2 tRNA genes are annotated in these 397 nt (G+C 49.4%); both read left to right on the top strand.

Going from position 1 to position 397, the window contains the following annotated elements:
- The first annotated feature begins 113 nt into the window (after positions 1-113).
- A tRNA-Ile gene (locus tag KNQ03_RS16945) sits at positions 114-190 on the top strand.
- A 22-nt stretch (positions 191-212) separates the two neighbouring features.
- Positions 213-285, top strand: a tRNA-Ala gene (locus KNQ03_RS16940).
- Positions 286-397: the final 112 nt, after the last annotated feature.

Below are 397 nucleotides of genomic sequence, written 5' to 3'. Positions count from 1 at the left end.
AGGTAGCCGTATCGGAAGGTGCGGCTGGATCACCTCCTTTCTAAGGAAAACGTCCCTTACGGGACATGCCCATCGTTCAGTTTTGAGAGTCTAATTCTCTCTAGTCATGGAATGGGCCTATAGCTCAGCCGGTTAGAGCGCACGCCTGATAAGCGTGAGGTCGGTGGTTCGAGTCCACTTAGGCCCACCATTTCCATTATAATTTCAATCCTGGGGCCTTAGCTCAGCTGGGAGAGCGCCTGCCTTGCACGCAGGAGGTCAGCGGTTCGATCCCGCTAGGCTCCATTTGTCTTGTCCTTTGGATAAGGCACTCGCACCTTGAAAACTGAAGACATCAACAAGACATCAAACTTTTAATTAACCATGTCATTTAAGACGTGTGTTCTTAGAATACCAA

Origin of the sequence: Exiguobacterium sp. s143 (assembly GCF_018618895.1) — a bacterium.
In the GTDB taxonomy this organism is placed as follows: Bacteria; Bacillota; Bacilli; order Exiguobacteriales; family Exiguobacteriaceae; genus Exiguobacterium_A; species Exiguobacterium_A abrahamii.
The sequence above is the reverse complement of the archived record's forward strand: the minus strand, read 5'-3'. Positions and strand labels throughout refer to the sequence as shown.